The sequence below is a fragment of the Extensimonas perlucida genome (assembly GCF_007655255.1).
Taxonomy (GTDB): Bacteria; Pseudomonadota; Gammaproteobacteria; order Burkholderiales; family Burkholderiaceae_C; genus Extensimonas; species Extensimonas perlucida.
Genome location: NZ_VMYE01000019.1, coordinates 1 through 18,280, shown reverse-complemented (window position 1 = coordinate 18,280; position 18,280 = coordinate 1). Strand labels below are relative to the sequence as shown.

General features: G+C 65.8%; 16 protein-coding genes and 1 rRNA gene. 8 read left to right on the top strand and 9 right to left on the bottom strand.

Features of this window, described 5'->3' with window-relative positions:
- Positions 1-23 precede the first annotated feature (23 nt).
- Positions 24-2,447, top strand: coding sequence for a DNA topoisomerase IV subunit A (gene parC / locus FK527_RS13595; RefSeq protein ID WP_144734916.1), 2,424 nt, complete (start codon positions 24-26; stop codon positions 2,445-2,447).
- 134 nt (positions 2,448-2,581) lie between these two features.
- Positions 2,582-3,466: a thymidylate synthase gene (locus tag FK527_RS13590; RefSeq protein ID WP_144734913.1), complete on the top strand. Its 885-nt coding sequence runs from the start codon at positions 2,582-2,584 to the stop codon at positions 3,464-3,466.
- A 108-nt stretch (positions 3,467-3,574) separates the two neighbouring features.
- On the opposite strand, the gene FK527_RS13585 is transcribed toward FK527_RS13590, so the two are convergent.
- Complete coding sequence (locus FK527_RS13585) at positions 3,575-3,907, bottom strand: type II toxin-antitoxin system HicB family antitoxin (protein WP_144734910.1); 333 nt, start codon at positions 3,905-3,907, stop codon at positions 3,575-3,577.
- On the bottom strand, positions 3,904-4,158 hold the full coding sequence (locus FK527_RS13580) for a type II toxin-antitoxin system HicA family toxin (RefSeq protein ID WP_144734907.1): 255 nt from the start codon (positions 4,156-4,158) through the stop codon (positions 3,904-3,906). Before FK527_RS13580 ends, FK527_RS13585 begins: the two co-directional genes overlap by 4 nt.
- A gap of 272 nt (positions 4,159-4,430) precedes the next feature.
- On the opposite strand from FK527_RS13580, the gene FK527_RS13575 reads away from it, so the two are divergent.
- From FK527_RS13575 to FK527_RS13550, 6 genes are all read left to right on the top strand, one after another.
- Positions 4,431-4,661: a hypothetical protein gene (locus FK527_RS13575; protein WP_144734904.1), complete on the top strand. Its 231-nt coding sequence runs from the start codon at positions 4,431-4,433 to the stop codon at positions 4,659-4,661.
- A gap of 90 nt (positions 4,662-4,751) precedes the next feature.
- A complete protein-coding gene (locus FK527_RS13570) occupies positions 4,752-6,617 on the top strand; it encodes a DNA recombination protein RmuC (RefSeq protein ID WP_144734899.1) in 1,866 nt (621 codons plus the stop codon).
- Positions 6,618-6,692: 75 nt separating this feature from the next.
- Positions 6,693-7,685, top strand: coding sequence for a DMT family transporter (locus FK527_RS13565; protein ID WP_144734896.1), 993 nt, complete (start codon positions 6,693-6,695; stop codon positions 7,683-7,685).
- A 106-nt stretch (positions 7,686-7,791) separates the two neighbouring features.
- Positions 7,792-8,316 carry a dihydrofolate reductase gene (locus tag FK527_RS13560; RefSeq protein ID WP_144735011.1) on the top strand — a complete coding sequence of 175 codons (525 nt, stop codon included), beginning with the start codon at positions 7,792-7,794 and terminating at the stop codon, positions 8,314-8,316.
- 27 nt (positions 8,317-8,343) lie between these two features.
- Positions 8,344-9,123 carry an exodeoxyribonuclease III gene (locus FK527_RS13555; protein ID WP_144734893.1) on the top strand — a complete coding sequence of 260 codons (780 nt, stop codon included), beginning with the start codon at positions 8,344-8,346 and terminating at the stop codon, positions 9,121-9,123.
- A 71-nt stretch (positions 9,124-9,194) separates the two neighbouring features.
- A complete protein-coding gene (locus tag FK527_RS13550; RefSeq protein WP_144734889.1) occupies positions 9,195-10,763 on the top strand; it encodes a phospholipase D family protein in 1,569 nt (522 codons plus the stop codon).
- 66 nt (positions 10,764-10,829) lie between these two features.
- Here FK527_RS13550 and ntrC read toward each other — a convergent pair whose 3' ends face one another.
- From ntrC to rrf, 7 genes are all read right to left on the bottom strand, one after another.
- A complete protein-coding gene (ntrC, locus tag FK527_RS13545; RefSeq protein WP_144734886.1) occupies positions 10,830-12,524 on the bottom strand; it encodes a nitrogen regulation protein NR(I) in 1,695 nt (564 codons plus the stop codon).
- 97 nt (positions 12,525-12,621) lie between these two features.
- Positions 12,622-13,677 (bottom strand): nitrogen regulation protein NR(II), encoded by a 1,056-nt coding sequence (glnL, locus tag FK527_RS13540; RefSeq protein WP_144734883.1) that lies wholly within the window; start codon positions 13,675-13,677, stop codon positions 12,622-12,624.
- 38 nt (positions 13,678-13,715) lie between these two features.
- Positions 13,716-14,216, bottom strand: a complete 501-nt coding sequence (locus FK527_RS13535; RefSeq protein WP_144734880.1) for a hypothetical protein — start codon at positions 14,214-14,216, stop codon at positions 13,716-13,718.
- Between the two features lie 193 nt (positions 14,217-14,409).
- Positions 14,410-15,825, bottom strand: a complete 1,416-nt coding sequence (glnA, locus tag FK527_RS13530; RefSeq protein WP_144734877.1) for a type I glutamate--ammonia ligase — start codon at positions 15,823-15,825, stop codon at positions 14,410-14,412.
- A 180-nt stretch (positions 15,826-16,005) separates the two neighbouring features.
- Complete coding sequence (locus tag FK527_RS13525; protein WP_144734874.1) at positions 16,006-16,812, bottom strand: competence/damage-inducible protein A; 807 nt, start codon at positions 16,810-16,812, stop codon at positions 16,006-16,008.
- A gap of 3 nt (positions 16,813-16,815) precedes the next feature.
- Complete coding sequence (locus FK527_RS13520; RefSeq protein ID WP_144734871.1) at positions 16,816-17,730, bottom strand: EI24 domain-containing protein; 915 nt, start codon at positions 17,728-17,730, stop codon at positions 16,816-16,818.
- Between the two features lie 182 nt (positions 17,731-17,912).
- Positions 17,913-18,025, bottom strand: a 5S ribosomal RNA gene (rrf, locus tag FK527_RS13515).
- Positions 18,026-18,280 lie beyond the last annotated feature (255 nt).

Genomic DNA, 18,280 nt, shown 5'->3' with positions numbered 1-18,280 from the left:
GCGCGAGCGCACACAATACGCCCATGTCAGAAACACTGCCCCCCACGCTGAACCCCACCCAAGCTCCACCCGCCGACCCCGACAGCCTGGCCGCCTATGCCGAGCGCGCTTACCTCGAATACGCTCTGAGCGTGGTCAAGGGCCGGGCGCTGCCTGATGTCTGCGACGGGCTCAAGCCCGTGCAGCGGCGCATTCTGTACGCCATGCAGCGCATGGGCCTGGGTTGGGGCGGCGCGAACAGCAACACGCCGCCCAAGCCCGTGAAAAGCGCGCGCGTGGTGGGTGACGTGCTCGGGCGCTTCCACCCGCACGGCGACCAGGCCGCTTACGACGCACTGGTGCGCCTGGCGCAGGATTTTGCGCAGCGCTACCCGCTGATCGACGGCCAGGGCAACTTCGGCAGCCGCGACGGTGACGGCGCCGCGGCCATGCGCTACACCGAGGCGCGGCTCGCGCGCATCAGCACGCTGCTGCTCGACGAGATCGACCAAGGCACGGTGGACTTCGTGCCCAATTACGACGGCTCGACCGAAGAGCCGCGCCAGCTGCCTGCGCGCCTGCCCTTCGTGCTGCTCAATGGCGCGAGCGGCATCGCCGTGGGCATGGCGACCGAAATCCCCAGCCACAACCTGCGCGAAGTGGCCGACGCCTGCGTGGCGCTGGTCAAAAACCCCGCACTCAGCGACGAGGAACTTTTCACCCTGTTGCCCGGCCCCGACTACCCCGGCGGCGGGCAGATCATCAGCCCCGCGGCCGACATCCAGGACGCCTACCGCACGGGCCGCGGCAGCCTCAAGGTGCGCGCGCGCTGGAAAATCGAGGAGCTCGCGCGCGGCCAGTGGCAGCTCGTGGTGACCGAGCTGCCACCCGGCGTGAGCGCGCAAAAAGTGCTCGAAGAAGTCGAGGAGCTGACCAACCCCAAGCTCAAGGCGGGCAAAAAAACCTTGACGCAGGAGCAAACGCAGCTCAAGGCCAGCATCCTTGCCGTGCTCGACGGCGTGCGCGACGAGTCGAGCAAGGACGCGCCCGTGCGCCTGGTGTTCGAACCCAAAAGCAGCCGCATTGCGCAGGCCGAGCTCATCACGCAACTGCTCGCGCACACCAGCCTCGAAACCTCCGCGCCCATCAACCTGACCATGGTGGGCTTGGACGGCAGGCCCACGCAAAAAAGCCTGCGCCAGATGCTGCAGGAGTGGGTCCGCTTCCGCCAGGACACTATCACGCGGCGCTCGCGCCACCGCCTGGCCAAGGTGCTCGACCGCATCCACATCCTCGAAGGGCGGCAGATCGTGCTGCTGAACATCGACGAGGTGATCGCCATCATCCGCGCGAGCGACGAGCCCAAGGCGGCGCTGATGGCGCGCTTTCGCCTGAGCGAGCGGCAGGCCGAGGACATCCTCGAAATCCGCCTGCGCCAGCTCGCGCGGCTGGAGGCGATCAAGATCGAGCAGGAATTCACGGAGCTGCGCGCGGAGCAAGCCCGCCTCGAAGACATCCTGGCGCAGCCGGCGAGCCTGCGCCGGCTCATGGTCAAGGAGATCGAAGCCGACGCCAAAACCTTTGCCGACGCGCGCCGCACGCTGATCCAGGCCGAGAAAAAAGCCGTGGCCGAGGTCAAGGTGGTCGATGAACCCGTCACGGTGGTGGTATCGGCCAAAGGCTGGGTGCGTGCGCGCGGCGGCCACGGCCACGACGCCGCGGGCTTCGCCTTCAAGGCCGGCGACGGGCTGTACGGCACCTTTGAGTGCCGCACGGTGGACACGCTGCTCGTGCTGGGCAGCAATGGGCGCGCGTACAGCGTGCCCGTGGCCAGCCTGCCCGGCGCACGCGGCGACGGCCAGCCCATCACCACGCTGATCGAGCTCGAACCCGGCACGCAGCCCGTGCATTACTTTGCCGGACCGGCGCAGGCCACGCTGCTGCTGTGCGGCTCGGGCGGCTACGGCTTTTTGGCCAGCGTCGCAGACATGGCCTCGCGCCACAGGGCGGGCAAGGCCTTCATCACGCTGGCCGAGGGCGAGGCGCTGTGCGCGCCGGCGCTGGTGAGCGGAGCTCAAGTCATGCGCCGCGCCGCGCTCGACGGCAGCATCATCGCCCCGCCCACCACGCCCGAGGGCACGCCGCTGCCCGGCGCCCTCGCCCCGGCCACGCAGGTGTGCTGCGTGTCGGCGCTCGGGCGCATCCTCACCTTCGACCTCGCCGAGCTCAAGCTCCAGCCCAAGGGCGGGCGCGGCCTGCTGCTCATGGGCCTGGAAGGCAGCGACACCCTGGCCGGCGCCGCGGGCTACACGCGCAGCGTGCGCGTCGAGGGCCTCGCGCGCGGCGGCAAACCACGCGCCGAGACGCTGGAGATCCGCAGCCTGAACAACGCCCACGCCGCACGCGCGCGCAAAGGGCGCGAGGCGAACTTCGGCTTCAAACCCACGGGCGTGATGCGCATCGAATGAAAAAGAACCAGCACGCGCGCGCCGTATGAGACATCGCTGTCTGACATCGCCGTCTGACATCGCTGCCTGACATCGCTGTCTGACATCGCCGCCTGACATCGCTCCACACCCTATTTCGCCCCCCATCCCGCACCATGACGACGCCCCCGCTCCCACCCACTCCAACCGCCCCCTCCACCGCGCGCCCCGTGCGCTCGCAGTACGAGGACTTCATGCGCCACGTGTTCACGCATGGCGTACACAAAGGTGACCGCACGGGCACGGGCACGCGCAGCGTGTTCGGCTACCAGATGCGCTTCGATCTGCGCGAGGGCTTTCCGCTGGTGACGACCAAAAAGGTGCATTTCAAGTCTGTGGCGCTCGAATTGCTGTGGTTTTTGCGCGGCGACCGCAACGTGCGCTGGCTGCAGGAGCGCGGCGTGACGATCTGGGACGAATGGGCCGGCCCCGACGGCGACCTCGGCCCCGTCTACGGCGTGCAGTGGCGCAGCTGGCCCGCACCCACGCCCGAGAACCCGCACGCGGCCATAGACCAGATCAGCGCCGTGATCGCCACGCTCAAGACCAACCCCGACTCGCGCCGCATCATCGTGAGCGCCTGGAACGTGGCCGAGCTCGACAAAATGGCCCTCATGCCCTGCCACGCCTTCTTCCAGTTCTACGTGGCCCCGCCGCAAACGCCCGGCGCACGCGCCACGCTGAGCTGCCAGCTCTACCAGCGCAGCGCCGACGTCTTCCTGGGCGTGCCCTTCAACATCGCGAGCTACGCGCTGCTCACGCACATGGTGGCGCAGCAGTGCGACCTGGACGTGGGCGACTTCATCTGGACCGGCGGCGACTGCCATATCTACAGCAACCACACCGAGCAGGTGCAAACCCAGCTCGCCCGCACGCCCTACCCCTATCCGGAGCTGCACTTGCGCCGCCGCCCGCCGAGCATCTTCGACTACACCTTCGAAGACTTTGAACTGCGCGACTACCAGCACCACCCGGCGATCAAGGCGCCGGTGGCGGTGTAGGGGCCTCGAAAATAATAGTCAAATGTGCCTCTAGCGCTTATGCAGCAAGCGCTGGAAGCTATTTTTAGTGAAGCAAATCAACTGGCGCATGTCGCGCTCCGATCTCACTCAAGCGTGCGCTGCTTCTTGAATGACCTCCGTCGCCCACTGGTTCAGACTCTTGCCTGCGGCCTGCGCAGCCACCAGGGCTGCGCCGTGCACTTCGGGCGGCACGCGCAGCATGAGCTTGCCCGAGGCGGGCTTTTCCGGCTTGACTCCTCGTTCCTTGCAATCTGCGAGGAAGTCGTCGATGGCGTCTGCCATCGCTTGGCGTAGCTCGTCCACCGTTTCCCCATGAAAGCTGATGATGCTGCGCAGACCGAGCACACGGCCGACGAAAATATTGTCCCGCTCGTCGAACTCGATGCGGGCCGTATAACCCTTGTATGTCATGGTGTTCATGGCTTGATTCCTACCCGTTCCAACAACTCGCGCGCCTCCTCGACCTGGTATCGCTTGGCCTCCTTGCCAGGATGGGGGCGGTGACAGCGCCACTGCTCGCCACGCAGCACGATCTTGACGCGCGAGCCTGCGCGCTCATGCACCTCACCCCCGAGGCCGATGATCAAAGCCTCGATGTCGGCAAAGACCACGGAGGACGAGGTTGGCTTGGCAAAAATGGACAGCAAAGTCTTGCGCTGCTTCGTATTCACGCCCCAATGCTAGCAAATAATGATTGCATTCTCCTTCCGACATTTGTGTCATTCGGCACTGTATCGTCGCCCTTTCAACCCAGATTGTTCATTAGGACGCGGGATGATGGCGAGGTGGCTGGCGAGGCAGTTTGGCTGCTGAGGAGAAGTCCATGGCCGGTGCCATGGACGCCGAGGCAGCGGCCAAAATGGCCGTCAGGCGCCCGCCAGCGCCCGCGTAGGTGCGCAGCACCGCCTAATGGACAATCTGGGTTCAATCCCCATCGCCACCCATGCACACGCCTCGCCCCTCCTCTGCGCGCATAGAAATCGCCGCCTTGCTCGGCATAGGCGCCCTGCTGCTCTTCATTGCCCTATTCCTCGACCCCATCGGCAATGACCCGGACACGGGGGTCTTCGACTTGGGCACGCGCGGCACGAAGTGGCTGCTGGGTATTTTGGGCGCCGGCTTTGTCGCGGCTGGCATCAGCGCGGTCTGCAAGGCAAAAGGCGCCAAAAAATAACCATCAAAATACCCCACTACGCTCATACATCAAGCGCAAGCAGCTATCAATAGCGTAGTTTTCGAACAATCCTCCCCTCACGGACTCTCCATGGGCGACCCCGGACTTTTCTTCATCATTGGTACGAGCGCGTTGCTCGTGCTCGTCGTGCTGCTGCAACTGGCGCTGCTGCTGCGCAAGCCGCGCTGGGAGACGCCCGCGGACTTGCTCGCGCGGCTCGGGGTGCTCGAGCAGAACCTGCAGGCGCTCGCGCAGGCCAGTGCGCGCAGCGAGGCGCGCAGCGAAGCGGGCAGCGAGCGCGTGGAGCAGCAGTTGCGTGCCTTGACGCAGAGCACCGCGCAGAGCCTGGAGGCCACGCGCGAGGCCGTGGGCGCGAAGCTCGACGGCAAGCTCGACCAGACGCTGGCCGAGGCGCGCAGCGGGCGCGGCGAGCTGCTCGCGGCGCAGCGCAGCTTCGAGGCCAAGCTCGAGCAGCGCATCGGCGGCTTCGACGCCTCCATGGGCGGGCGCTTCGATTCGCTGCAACTGGCCTTGCTCGGGCGGCTCGACGAATCAGGCAAGGCACAGCTGGCCCTGGCTGCGCAGGCGCAGACCGAGGCCGTCGCGGCGCGCAAGGAGCTGGCCGAGACGCTGCACGCCTTTCGCGCCGAGCTGGGCGCCACGCTGCAACAGCTGGTCGCCGAGACGCAGGCCGCGCGCGCGGCGCTGGCGCAGAGCGCGAGCGCGTTCGAGCAGCAGATCGCGCAGCGCTTCGAGGCGCTGCGCAGCGCCACGCAGGCCACGCTCGATTCGCTCAAGGCCGACGTGGGCACGCAGCTGGGCGTACTCTCCACCGCGCTCAAAGGCCAGCTCGAAGGCAACGGCAGCCAGTTACACCAGCAGTTTTCCACGCTGCAGGAGACGCTGGCGCAGCAGCTCGCCGCGCTCACGCAGGGCGCACAGCACAATTCCGAGCAATTGCGTGCGGCGCTCAACGAGCGCCTCGCGGCGATCCAGGCCGACAACAGCGCCAAGCTCGAAGCCATGCGCCGCACCGTCGATGAAAAGCTGCACGCCACGCTGGAGCAGCGCCTGGGCGACTCGTTCAAGCTCGTGAGCGAGCGGCTCGAGCAGGTGCACGCGGGCCTGGGCGAGATGAAGACCCTCGCCGGCAGCGTGGGCGACCTCAAGCGCGTGATGACCAATGTGCGCACGCGCGGCACCTGGGGCGAGATCCAGCTCGGCGCGATCATCGAGAGCCTGCTCACGGCCGAGCAGTTCGAGCGCAACGTCAAGACCGTGCCCGGCAGCAACGAGCTGGTCGAATACGCGATCAAGATGCCCGGCAAGAGCGCCGACGACACGGTGTGGCTGCCGATTGACTCCAAGTACCCGATCGAACACTACCAGCGCCTGCTCGACGCGCACGAGGCGCTCGACGGCGCGCAGGTGCAGCAGGCGGCCGCGGCGTTCGAGGCCTCGATCCGGCAGGAAGCGAAAAAAATCGCCACCAAATACCTGAGCCCGCCGCACACGACCGATTTCGCCATTCTGTTTTTGCCCACCGAGGGCCTGTTTGCCGAAGTCTGCCGCGTGCCGGGCATGGTCGAGGCGCTGCAAAACGACTACCGCGTGGTCGTCGCGGGCCCGACCACGCTCGCCGCCATGCTCAACAGCCTGCGCCTGGGCTTTCGCACGCTCGCGATCGAAAAGCGTTCGTCCGAGGTCTGGAACCTGCTCGCGGGCGTCAAGACGGAATTCCGCAAGTTCGGCGAGATCGTCGATTCCACGCGCCGCTCGATCGACGCCGCGGCGAACAAATTCAAGGACATCGGCGTGCGCACGCGCGCCATCGAACGCAAACTGCGCGACGTGGAGGAGCTGCCCGCAGCCGACGCCGCCGAGCTGCTGGGCGCCGAGGCCCTGGGACTGGACGAGGAAGAGGACGCAGGCGAGGCGGGAAAGACCAAGGGCTGAAACCGCGCCACAATGCCCAGCCACCAGCCGCCCAACACCTTCCGCCCAAGCCGCCCCATCGCACCGCACACCACCATGCTCACCCGCCGCCAACTCTGGGGCCTGCTCGTGCTCACGCTCATGTGGGGCGTCAACTGGCCCATGATGAAGCTCTCGCTGCAGCAGCTCACGCCCTTGTATTTCCGTGCGAGCACCATGCTGCTCGGCGCGGCCTGGCTGTTTGTTTACCTCGCCCTGCGCACGGGCGCGCGCATGTGGCCGCGCGGGCGCGAGTGGGGCGCCATCGTGCTGCTGGGCCTGCCCAACGTGCTGGGCTGGCACACCTTGTCGATCTTCGGCGTGCAGGAGCTCGCCTCGGGGCGCGCGGCCATCCTGGGCTTTACCATGCCCATCATCACCGTGGTGCTGGGCGCCTTGTTCTTTGCCGAGCCCATCACCCCGCGCGTGCGCCTCGCGGTGCTGTGCGCGGCGCTCGCCATCGGGCTGCTGCTGTGGAACGAGCTGCAGCGCCTGAGCGGCCGCCCCACGGGCGTGGCCTGGATGCTGGGGGCGGCGCTGTGCTGGTCGGTGGGCACGCTGATGTTCCGGCGCGCGCACCTCACGCTCTCGCCGCTGGTGGTCACGGTGTGGATGCTGCTGCTGGGCGCGCTGGCGCTGTGGCCGCTCGCGCTGCTGCTCGAACCCGCCCCGCACGTGGCGGCGTTTTCTGCGCCGATGTGGCTCAGCCTCGCGTATGGCGTGCTGGTCAACTACGGCGTCGCGCAGCTCATCTGGTTCAGCATGGCGCGCGACCTGCCACCCGCGGTCAGCGGCATGAGCGTGCTGGCCATCCCGCTCGTGGGCACGCTCAGCGCTACCTTCATCGTGGGCGAGCAGCCACACTGGCAGGATTGGCTCGCCATGCTGTTCGTGATGCTCGCGATCGCCAGCGTGCTCTGGCCCGCACGCCCGGCCAAGGCGCCTACCCAAACGCCGCCGGCCCAACCTGCTGCCGACCCGCTGGCTGGACCAGCCCTTGCGCCGCCCGCTGAGCCGCCCGCCACAGGCACTGCAGGCACCGCACAATAGCGGCATGTCTGCCCTGCCCCCTTCCCAACCCTCCCAGCCCTCCCGGCTTTCCCCGTCTGGTGCTTCCACCTCCCGCTGCGATGAGCCCGCAGCCTTGCCCCCCACGCTGCAGCTGTGCCTGATCTACGCGCGCGCCGCCAATGGCGTGATCGGCCACCAAGGGCGCATGCCCTGGCACCTGCCCGAAGATCTGGCGCACTTCAAGCAGCTCACGCTGGGTGCGCCCGTGATCATGGGGCGCAAGACCTGGGACGCGCTGCCGCCGCGCTTTCGCCCTTTGCCGGGCCGGCGCAACATCGTGCTCACGCGCCAGCCAAATTGGCACCAAAATGGCGCAGAGCGCGCATCTGACTTGCGCGAGGCGCTTCAATTGTGCGAGCAATCCGGTACTGTCTGGGTGATCGGCGGCGCGCAGATCTATGCCCAGGCCCTGCCGCTGGCCACGCGCGTCGAAGCCACCGAAATCGCGCAGGACTTCCCCGGCGACGCCTTTGCCCCCCAGCTCGGCCCCGAGTGGATCGAAACCGCGCGCAGCACGCACCAGAGCGCGAGCGGCCTGCCGTTCAGCTTCGTGCGCTACGAGCGCAAGGGCGCCCTGGATAACTCTCTTTTCATAGCACATAGCGCTTGATATATCTGCCATAGAGGCCAAAATCATATGCAACTCGCCACCTGGAACGTCAACTCCCTCACGGTGCGCCTGCCGCAGGTGCTCGACTGGCTCGCGCGCAACCCTGTCGATGTGCTGTGCCTGCAGGAGCTCAAGCTCACCGAGGACAAATTCCCCGCCGAAGCCTTCCGCGAAGCCGGCTACGAAGCCGCGGTGTTTGGCCAGCGCAGCTACAACGGCGTTGCCACGCTGAGCCGCACACCCTTGCGCGACGTGGTCAAAAACATTCCCGGCTTTGCCGACGAGCAGGCGCGCGTCATCGCCGCAACGGTGGACTCGCCCGCGGGGCCGCTGCGCGTGGTCAATGCCTACGTGGTCAACGGCCAGGAGCCGGGCTCGGAGAAGTTCGCCTACAAAATGCGCTGGCTCGAGGCGCTGCGCGACTGGCTGCGCGACGAGCTCGTGGCTTACCCACGGCTGGTGCTCATGGGCGACTTCAACATCGCGCCCGAAGACCGCGACTCCTACGACCCCGAGGGCCTGCGCGAAACCATCCACCACACGACGCAGGAGCGCGAACATTTCCGCGCGCTGCTGCAGCTGGGTTTGGTCGATGCCTTCCGCCTGTTCGAGCAACCCGAAAAAAGCTATTCGTGGTGGGACTACCGCATGCTCGCGTTCCCGAAGAACCGCGGCCTGCGCATAGACCACATCCTCGTGAGCGAGGCCCTGCGCCCCGCCGTGCGCGCCTGCAGCATAGACCGCGCGCAGCGCAAGGTGCGCCCCCCGAGCGACCACGCGCCAGTGCTCGCGACGCTTTCTTTTTGAGAGCTGCTTGCGCTCATCACACCTAGACAAATGCCAAATTTCGCCAAAATTCGTTGGCACAGGTGCACGCGATGCTGCGCTGGCTGCTGATCGCGCTGGCGCTGCTGGCCCTGCTCTCGGCGCTCGCGCTGTGGTCGTGGGGACAGCTCGCGCGCCGCGCGCAGGGGCCGCCCGCATACGCGCTGGCGCCGCAGCCCGACGCCACGGCGCTCGATCGGCTCGTCGCGCCGCTGCTCGCCGCGCACCCGCAGGCGAGCGCCGCGGCGCTGGTCACGCGCAACACACAGGCCTTCACGCTGCGCGCGCAGACCGCACGCGCGGCGCAGCGCAGCCTGGACGTGCAGTACTACATCTGGCGCGACGACCTCACGGGCCGGCTGCTCAAAAACGAGCTGCTCGCCGCCGCCGAGCGCGGCGTGCGCGTGCGCCTGCTGATCGACGACATGAACGCCGCCGGGCGCGACGACCTGCTGCTCGCGATGGACGCGCACCCGCAGCTTGAAGTGCGCCTGTTCAACCCCGCGCGCAACCGCAGCACCACGCTGCGGCGCGCGATCGAGATGGGGCTGCGCTTCGTGAGCGTGAACCGGCGTATGCACAACAAAGCCTGGATCGCCGACGGCCGCGTAGCGCTGGTCGGCGGACGCAACGTGGGCGACGAGTATTTCGACGCCGCGCAGCAGGTCAACTTCCACGACGCCGACCTGCTGCTGCTCGGCCCCGCCGTGGCGCAGACGAGCGCGATCTTCGACGCGTTCTGGAACAGCGCCGAAGTGATCCCATTGCGCGCGCTGCACCCCGGCGCGCCGGCCGTGGACGCCGCAGAGCTGCAGCGGCGCCGCAGCGCCTGGCTGCAGCAGGTGCATGCGTCCGACTACCTGCACGAAGTCCAGCAGGCACCGCCGCTTGCCGACAGCCTGCGCGGCGCACTGCGCCTGCACTGGACGCCGCAGCTGCGCGTGCTCTCCGACCCGCCGCAAAAAGCCGCCGCCATCGCCAGCCGCCGTGCGCCCGCGCACTGGCTGATGTACGACCTGCAAGCGCTGCTCTACAGCGCGCGGCAGGAAAATTGGCTGGTCTCGCCCTACTTCGTTCCCGGCGATGCGGGCACGCTGCTGTTCGCCGGCCAGGCCGCGCGCGGCATGGACGTGCGCGTGCTGACGAATTCGCTCGCCGCCACTGACGTGGCCGTGGTGCACGCGGGCTATCTGCGCTACCGCCCGGCGCTGCTCGCCGCGGGCGTGCACCTGTACGAGCTGCGCCGCGGCAGCGCCGAAAGCACGTACCGCATGGGCAGCAGCGGCGCGAGCCTGCACACCAAGGCCGTGGTAGTCGATGGCCAGCGCGGCTTCGTGGGCTCGTTCAACTTCGACCCGCGCTCAGCGCAGCTCAACACCGAAATGGGCGTGCTGTTCGACCACGCCCCACTCGCCGCCGAAGTGCGCGCGATGGTGGTGCACGCCATGCAGCCCACGGCAAGCTACGAGCTGCAGCGCGACGCGCAAGGCGGGCTGCGCTGGCTCAGCACGCCTGACGCGCAGGGCACGCGCGAAGTGTTCTACACCGAACCCGACACCGATTTTTGGCAACGCACCTTTGTGCGTGTGCTCAGCTGGCTGCCCATAGAGTCGCAGTTGTAGCTACGATAAAAGTAGCTATTAGCGCACGCTGCATATGCGCTCACAGGCGATTTTTATCAAAAACCGTCAATCGAGCGGCGCGTCCAGCCCCAGCTCCTGGATCTTGCGCGTGATGGTGTTGCGCCCTATGCCCAGGCGCTGCGCAGCCTCCATGCGCCGCCCGTGCGTCGCGGCGAGCGCAGTGCGGATCAGGCGCGACTCGAAGCGGCGCGTGAGCGCGTCCCAGACTTCTATGTGCCCGCTCGCGAGCAGCTTTTGCGCCTCGGCTTCGAGCCAGCGCTCCCAATCGCCTCCCCCTGCCCCTTCTGTGCCCACCGCGCCCTTGCCGTTGATCGCTGCTGCCGGAGCCGGCGCGGGTTGCGATGCGATCGACGCAGGCGACGACTGCGGCGCCGAAGCCGCCGCCACGCCCGAGGCACTCGCCGCGCCCGCCGGCTGGGCTACCGCCAACGGCGCGAGGTTTGGCGGCACAGCATACTCTGCCGCCGGGGGCGCTGTAGCCAGAGGAGCCGCTGGGGCCGCCGCAGCCTGCGCAGGTGCAGACGCGCCGACAGAGGCGGCAGGCGCCGGCGCCTCGGGCACAGAGGCTTCGAGCACTTCGGGCGGCAAGTCCTGCACCGAAATGACCTGCGCCGGCGCCATCACCGTGAGCCAGTGGCAGATGTTTTCGAGCTGGCGCACATTGCCCGGAAAGGCAAACTGCTGCAGCCGCGCGAGCGCCGCGTCCGAGATGCGCTTGGGCTCCACGCCGAGCTGGCGCGCGCTGTGCTGCAGAAAATGGCGCGTGAGCATGGGGATGTCCTCGCGCCGCTCGCGCAGCGCCGGCAGGCGCAGGCGGATCACGTTGAGGCGGTGGAACAAGTCTTCACGAAACGCCCCTTCCTTCACGCGGCGCTCCAAGTCCTGGTGCGTCGCGGCGATCACGCGCACATGCGCCTTCACGGCCGCATGCCCGCCGACGCGGTAGAACTGCCCGTCGGAGAGCACGCGCAGCAGGCGCGTTTGCAAGTCGAACGGCATGTCGCCGATCTCGTCGAGGAACAGCGTGCCGCCCTCGGCCTGCTCGAAGCGTCCGCGCCGCTGCGTCTGCGCGCCCGTGAAGGCGCCGCGCTCGTGGCCGAACAGCTCCGATTCGAGCAAGTCCTTGGGGATCGCGGCCGTGTTGATGGCCACGAACGGCCCGCCCGCCACGGGCGAGTGCTTGTGCAGCGCGCGCGCCACGAGCTCTTTGCCCGTGCCCGATTCGCCCGTGATCAGCACCGTGACCTGGCTCTGGCTCAGGCGCCCGATGGCGCGAAACACGTCCTGCATGGCCGGCGCCTGGCCGAGCATCTCGGGCGCGGCACTCTGCCCGTCTTCCACCACCTCCTCGCGCTGGCGCTCCTCGACCGCGCGGCGGATCAGCTCCACGGCCTTGTTGAGGTCGAACGGTTTGGGCAAATACTCGAACGCGCCGCGCTGGAACGCCGCCACCGCGCTATCGAGATCGGAGTACGCCGTCATGATGATGACGGGCAGCCCCGGCTCGCGTTCGCGCACTTTCTCAAGCAGCTGCAGACCCGAGCCGCCCGGCATGCGGATGTCGCTCACGAGCACCTGCGGCCCTTGCTGCGCGTCGTCGCCCGATGCCACGTCGGCCAGGGCCTCGAGCACTTCGCGCGGATGCGCAAAGCTGCGCGTCGGCAGGTCTTCGCGCGCCAGCGCCTTTTCCAGGACGAAGCGGATCGAAGGGTCGTCATCTACTATCCAGATCGGCTTCATGCGTCTCTCCACATTCCGTTGTTTGCTGCATATCGGGCGGGCTGGCGTGCTGGGCGCAGCGCATCACACGCCACGTTGCGCCGGCGCTGCGCAAGCCTCAAGGCAAGGGCAGCAGAATGCGAAAGTCGGTGCGTCCAGGCTCGCTCTCGCACTCGATCAAACCATCATGCTGCTGCACAAAGGTCTGCGCCAGCGTCAGCCCCAGCCCCGACCCGCCTTCGCGCCCCGACACCAAGGGATAAAAAATCCTGTCCTTGATGGCTTCCGGCACACCCGGCCCGTTGTCTATGACATGCAATTCCAATGCCAGCCGATAGCGCTTGCGGCCAAAGGTCACCTGGCGCAGCACCCGCGTGCGCAGCGTGATGCAGGCGTCGCCCGCGGCGATGCGCTCGGTGAGGGCCTGCGCCGCGTTCTGCACGATGTTCAGCAGCGCCTGGATCAGCTGCGCACGGTCGCCGCGGAACTCGGGGATGGAGGCGTCGTAGTCGCGCTCCACATGCAAACCCTGCGGATGCTCGAGCAGCACCAGCGCGAGCACGCGCTCGCAGACCTCGTGGATGTTCACGTCGCCCACCTGGTGCGGGTGGCGGTGCGGCGCCAACAGACGATCGACCAGCCCCTGCAGGCGGTCGGCCTCGTGGATGATGACCTGCGTGTATTCGCGCAAGTCGCGCTGGCCCAGCTCCATCTCGAGCAACTGCGCCGCGCCGCGTATGCCGCCGAGCGGGTTCTTGATTTCGTGCGCCAGGTTGCGGATCAGCTCCTTGTTGGCCTGCACCTGCTCGCGCAGGCGCTCCTCGCGGTCCTGGCGCGCATGCTGCTCGAGCGGCCACAACTCGACCAAGATGTCCCCCTGCCCATCCGCTGCCGCCACGTTCACATGCGCGGGGATCAGCTCGTGCTGCAAGCCCTTGAGGCTGGCCTCGAAGCGCAGCCCCGCAGCCTCCTGCCGGCGCACGCCGGTCAGGGCCATTTGCAGCAGCGCCGGTTGTGCAAAAAAGCTGGCAAATTCCAGACCTACGAGCGTGCGGCGCGACAGCCCCAGCGCGTTTTCCAGGGCTGCGTTGGCAAAGCGCACCGCGCCTTCAGCGTCGAGCACGGCCACCAGGGTGGACATGGAGTCCAGGGCCTGAAAACGCTCCCCTTTCATGTGCGCCTGCGGCAAAGCCGGTCGAGCGCCCGCACGCATTACTTGCTACCGCCCGCGGATGGGGGCAGACGGCCCAGCTCGCGGCGAATGCTCGCAATGTCGCTCTCGACCCGCTCGATTTCGGCCTTGAGCGCAGCCGTGCGCTCCTGGTAGGCCTGCGCGTTGCGCATTTCGAGCGCGCTGCGTTGCGGAAAGCCGTCGTTGTATTCCTTGAGCAATTCGGCACGGCGCGCCTCGGCCTTGCGCAGCTCGGCCTCGAGAATGGCGCGCGCATCGCTGTCACGCGCGCGCTGCTCGCTGTCGTTCACACGCTGCGGTGCCGTGGGCGTACCGGATGCCGCAGCGCCGGATGCTGCCGGAGCCGGACGCATTCCCGGCACCACAGTGACATTGCCCCCTTCGACCAGCTTGCATCCTCGCTCCTTGGCGCGTGCGGCATCGTTGGTGTATTCGTTGCCACAGCGGTAAATCCGGCTTTGCGCCCAAGCAGGCGCCGCAGCACCGGCCACGGCAACAGCGAGCAGGATCAAAGGCATCATGGGCGATTTTTTCATTCGACTTCCTCGTGCGGGGCCGGCGGACTGGACGTACGCCAGTGGTTAGGTTCGCAAGTATCCCCCATCCGCCAGGCCCTTCGCAAACCGGCGCCTCGCACCTGAAGACGAAAAAAGGCGACCCGAGCCGCCTTTTTCTTGCACAGATACCACGTGCACACGTGGCATCCTGCCGTCATCACAGCGAGTAATACATGTCGTATTCAACCGGATGCACAGCCATGCGAAAGCGCGTCACTTCGCCCATCTTCAGCTCGATGTAAGCATCAAGCATGGAGTCGGTGAACACGCCCCCCTTGGTCAGGAAGGCGCGGTCATTGTCCAGCGCCTCCAGCGCCTGGTCGAGGCTGTGGCACACGGTGGGCACGAGCTTGTCCTCTTCGGGCGGCAGGTGGTACAAGTCTTTGGTCGCAGCTTCGCCCGGATGGATCTTGTTTTCCACCCCGTCGAGCCCGGCCATCAGCATGGCCGCAAAGCCGAGGTAAGGGTTCATCAGCGGATCGGGGAAGCGCGCCTCGATGCGCCGCCCCTTGGGGTTGGCCACGTAAGGAATGCGGATCGACGCCGAGCGGTTGCGCGACGAATACGCGAGCTTCACCGGGGCTTCGAAGTGCGGCACCAGGCGCTTGTAGCTGTTCGTGCCCGGGTTGGTGATGGCGTTGAGCGCGCGCGCGTGCTTGATGATGCCGCCTATGTAATAGAGCGCAAACTCTGACAAGCCCGCATAACCGTCGCCTGCGAACAAGTTCTTGCCGTCTTTCCACACCGACTGGTGCACGTGCATGCCCGAGCCGTTGTCGCCTGCGTAAGGCTTGGGCATGAAGGTGGCCGTCTTGCCGTAGGCATTGGCCACGTTGTGGATCACGTATTTTTGCAGTTGCGTCCAGTCGGCGCGCTCGACCAGCGTGCTGAACTTGGTGCCGATTTCGTTCTGGCCCGCGCCCGCCACTTCGTGGTGAAACACCTCGACCGGAATGCCCAGGGATTCGAGGATCAAAGACATTTCTGCACGCATGTCCTGCGTGCTGTCCACCGGCGGCACCGGAAAGTACCCACCCTTGACCGCCGGGCGGTGGCCGCGGTTGCCGGACTCCATCTTGGTGCCGCTGTTCCAGGGGGCTTCATATTCCTCGATTTCGTACATCACGTGCCCGGGCTCGGTGCTCCAGCGCACGCCGTCGAAAATGAAGAATTCGGGCTCGGGGCCAAAAAATGCCGCGTCCCCCAGGCCGGACGCCTTGAGGTAGGCCTCGGCGCGCTTGGCGATCGAGCGCGGATCACGGTCGTAGGCCTTGCCATCGCTGGGTTCGATCACGTCGCAAGTCAGGATCAGCGTGGTCTCTTCGAAAAACGGATCGATATTGGCCGTGTTCGGGTCGGGGATCAACTGCATGTCGGACGCTTCTATGCCTTTCCAGCCCGCGATCGAGGAACCGTCGAAGGCGTGCCCCGAAACAAACTTGTCTTCGTCGAAATGCGAGATCGGCACCGTGGTGTGCTGCTCTTTGCCCCGGGTATCGGTAAAGCGGAAGTCAACAAACTTGACCTCGTTTTCCTTGATCATTTTCATCACATCTGCAACGGTCTTGGCCATTGGGTTCTCCAGAAAAGGCATTGAGAAAAAAGACAAACATACAAAAGCAGTTACCGTGCCAGCCGAAGCCGCCACCGCACCACCATAGCGCAGCGCATGATATCTCCACTAATCCGGCCGCTCGCGCCGCACTCATATAGTGCAAGCGGCAATGCCAAAAACAAAGTCATTTTTTTGCCCTCATTCGGTGCGACTTTCTGCACCAAGTTCGGGCAGTCCCGCTTGCAAGAGTTCCCAGGCTACCGCCACGGTATCGGACGAACCTTTGAGGCCGACTTCGATATGCCGACCATGAACCGGATCATCCACACTAGGGAGACTGAAGGTCCGCACACGCGGATGTTCGCGCTCTATGCGCTCCATCAGGGGCGCGAGTTCTGATTCCTGCACACCCCAGATGCGCACCGAGCGTTCTTGCTGCGGCGAGCGGTGAAACAAGGCCGCGTAGTAGCGCTCCAGCACCCACTCGATCATCGGCCAAGCCATCACAGGGAAACCCGGCACGAAATGTACCGCACCAGCGCCTTTGCCAAAGCAACTGAACCCCGGGATTTTGTTATAGGGATTCGGAATGATGCATGCTCCGACGGGGAACACCCCCATCTGCAACCGCTGCACGTTGTCGGGGCGCTGGGGCTCGTAGGGGAGCCCTTGCTCGCGTGCCATGTCTTGTACGCGCTCTCGAATCAAAGCCGCGGCCTCGGGGTGCAGCGCAAGCTCACGATCAAGGGCGCGCGCCGCACACCGCCGCGTGTGATCGTCTGGCGTCGCGCCTATGCCGCCACAAGAAAAAACAATGTCCCCCGACGCAAACGCAGCGCGCAAACAAGCCGTGATGCGCACGGGATCGTCACCGACATATTCCACCCATGCGAGCCGGAGCCCGCGTGCTGCAAGCAGTTCCAGCACCTTGGTCATATGCTTGTCGGCGCGCTTGCCCGACAGAATTTCATCCCCGATGATGATCAGTCCGATGCCCGGAACCATGGCTCACTCCTTCCCTTTTTCTCGGCGCCCAGTGTCCGCAAGCCACGGCTCCGTTTTTCGCTCGATGATTTCCTGCGCCCTCACCTCTACGACGGTGTCGGCAGCACCCGCCCGGGGCCGTGCACGGAGCCGCGCCAGCGCAGCAAGACAATAGTGCGCAAACCACAGAGAGGAAAACGCGAGCAACAACGTGAAAATCCAAACCGCCAGCGGTACGAGGAATAGAAAGCCGGCGGCGAATACTGCCCCGGATGCCCATATAAAACTTGGCGCGGTTCCGAGGTAGCCCGTCAGAATGCCCATGACGAGCAGGGCCGGACGGTGCCGGCGCAGAATAGCGCGCCGCTCCTGCGGACTCGCATGCACAGCCAGTGCATCAAAAGCCATCACCCGGTACGTCAGCCAACCCCAGATCAGCGGGGGAAGCACCAAAACCAAAGGCGGCACCAGCCACAAGGGCATGGAAGCGCCCAGAGCCAGCAAGGCCAGAGCGGTCGATCCGGCGGCCCACAGCAGGCTGCTCCACCAGCCACCGCCATTTTTTCGCGCGAGGTCCGGGAAGCGCCGCTGTGCGACCATTTCTGTGAGGACCGGCGTAAGGAGGAAAGTCACGACGAACAATACCAGCACGCCGAGCAAAGGCATGGCTAGAAAAACCACGAGCAATGACGCCAAAACCGCGGATGCATCAAAGCGTCCAAGTAGTCCCCAAGTCTCCAGCGACCCCACTACCACGGATGACACGCCCCAAGCATCGAGCAAAGTGCGCATCGCATGCACCGCCTCGTGCCAATAGAAATAAGCCAGACCTGCGGCGAGCACCAGCATAAGCACCATGGGCAGCAAAGAAAGTGCGATGACCCGCCCACGCAGGCAATAGCAAAAAGCGCGCAAACCGGAGTCCAACAGGAGGCCCATAGGAGCGCGCATCATACTGCGGCGGAAAAAAATATGCCCCAGGGCGCCAAGTCGAGGTAGACGCTGGAGTGCAAGGCATTGCAGGGCCTGCCCCCCAGCAGGAGGATACCGTCCAAGTTGGCGCCAGAACAAGCAAAACCCCCTGAGCCATAGTTAAAGGCGCAGGGGGTATGTGGTAAGGAGCCTGACGATGACCTACTTTCGCACGGGGATCCGCACTATCATCGGCGCGAAGCTGTTTCACGGTCCTGTTCGGGATGGGAAGGGGTGGTACCAGCTTGCTATGGTCATCAGGCGAAACTGAGAGCCGTGCTGTTTTTGGTTTTGTTCTGTGGGGACAGCGCGGCGAAGATCATAGAAGTCGAATCAGGGAGAATTGGTGATTGCGTTGGTTGTGGCGTGGACACGAGCGACGTAGCAAGTATGGTTGACCGGTACTTGCTAACTTGCGTATTTACACACGAAGAACATACACATGCATTGGAACTTTGAGATTTTTGTCAAAGTTATAGGGTCAAGCCGCACGAGCAATTAGTACTGGTTAGCTGAA

Bases quoted from the DNA above. Each gene is read 5' to 3' on its own strand.
- parC (WP_144734916.1), top strand. From the start codon at position 24: ATGTCAGAAACACTGCCCCCCACGCTGAACCCCACCCAAGCTCCACCC.
- FK527_RS13590 (WP_144734913.1), top strand. From the start codon at position 2,582: ATGACGACGCCCCCGCTCCCACCCACTCCAACCGCCCCCTCCACCGCG.
- FK527_RS13585 (WP_144734910.1), bottom strand. From the start codon at position 3,907: ATGAACACCATGACATACAAGGGTTATACGGCCCGCATCGAGTTCGAC.
- FK527_RS13575 (WP_144734904.1), top strand. From the start codon at position 4,431: ATGCACACGCCTCGCCCCTCCTCTGCGCGCATAGAAATCGCCGCCTTG.
- FK527_RS13570 (WP_144734899.1), top strand. From the start codon at position 4,752: ATGGGCGACCCCGGACTTTTCTTCATCATTGGTACGAGCGCGTTGCTC.
- FK527_RS13565 (WP_144734896.1), top strand. From the start codon at position 6,693: ATGCTCACCCGCCGCCAACTCTGGGGCCTGCTCGTGCTCACGCTCATG.
- FK527_RS13555 (WP_144734893.1), top strand. From the start codon at position 8,344: ATGCAACTCGCCACCTGGAACGTCAACTCCCTCACGGTGCGCCTGCCG.
- FK527_RS13550 (WP_144734889.1), top strand. From the start codon at position 9,195: ATGCTGCGCTGGCTGCTGATCGCGCTGGCGCTGCTGGCCCTGCTCTCG.
- ntrC (WP_144734886.1), bottom strand. From the start codon at position 12,524: ATGAAGCCGATCTGGATAGTAGATGACGACCCTTCGATCCGCTTCGTC.
- glnL (WP_144734883.1), bottom strand. From the start codon at position 13,677: ATGAAAGGGGAGCGTTTTCAGGCCCTGGACTCCATGTCCACCCTGGTG.
- FK527_RS13535 (WP_144734880.1), bottom strand. From the start codon at position 14,216: ATGATGCCTTTGATCCTGCTCGCTGTTGCCGTGGCCGGTGCTGCGGCG.
- glnA (WP_144734877.1), bottom strand. From the start codon at position 15,825: ATGGCCAAGACCGTTGCAGATGTGATGAAAATGATCAAGGAAAACGAG.
- FK527_RS13525 (WP_144734874.1), bottom strand. From the start codon at position 16,812: ATGGTTCCGGGCATCGGACTGATCATCATCGGGGATGAAATTCTGTCG.
- FK527_RS13520 (WP_144734871.1), bottom strand. From the start codon at position 17,730: ATGGGCCTCCTGTTGGACTCCGGTTTGCGCGCTTTTTGCTATTGCCTG.